Below are 742 nucleotides of genomic sequence, written 5' to 3'. Positions count from 1 at the left end.
GTGGGGGGGTGAGGGCGGTGGCAGCCGAGGGGTCAGCTCTCGTGGGAGGGGGAGCCTTCGTGCTGGGGGGAGTTCTCGCGGACGGGTGAGCGGCCGTGCCGGAGCGAGCCGCCGTGCGGCGGACGGCCCTCGCGCCGGTCCGAGTCCTCGTGCCGGGGCCTGCTCTCGGGCGGCGGTGGGCCGTCGTGGCGGGCCGTGCCCTCGTGGAAGGCGTCGTTCGCCCTGCCGTGCCGTTCCGCCTCGTCCTGGACCAGGATCGTCAGCAGGGAGGCGACCGTCAGGCCGGCCTCGGCGGGGTGGCGGAGGATCTTCGTGGGGTCGATCTCGTAGGCGTTGCCCCGGCCCCGGCGGGTGTGGGACAGGTATCCGTCCTGTTCGAGGTCGGCGATGATCTTCTGGACCGCGCGCTCGGTGAGCCGGCAGCGGGCGGCGATGTCCCGGATCCGGGCGCTGCGGTTGTCGGCGATGGTGGCCAGGACACGCGCATGGTTGGTGAGAAACGTCCACCCGGCGTGCGACTCGGGCACTCCATCCACTCCGACCATGAGGAGATCCTACGGCTGGGCGTTCGCGTGTCCAAAAGCGCGAACCAGGATTCCGGTATCCCTTGACGTGTCCTGCGTGACGGGTCGACTCTGGAAGCACAGGACCAAGAGGCGAGTACCCGCAGAGAGGAAGTCATGCCCAACCCTCCTGGACAAGCACGGCCGCACCCCGCCACGCCGTCGGTGCGGACGCGCCG

Annotated in this window: 1 pseudogene; it reads right to left on the bottom strand. The window is 71.2% G+C overall.

What is annotated here, in order from left to right:
• Positions 1 to 230: 230 nt before the first annotated feature.
• Positions 231 to 545 (bottom strand): annotated as a pseudogene (locus AOK24_RS00090) (helix-turn-helix transcriptional regulator); the annotation flags it as partial.
• Positions 546 to 742 lie beyond the last annotated feature (197 nt).

This window comes from Streptomyces niveiscabiei, from assembly GCF_001419795.1.
Lineage (GTDB): Bacteria > Actinomycetota > Actinomycetes > Streptomycetales > Streptomycetaceae > Streptomyces > Streptomyces niveiscabiei.
Note: the sequence above shows the minus strand (reverse complement) of the source record. Positions and strands in the feature narration are given on the sequence as shown.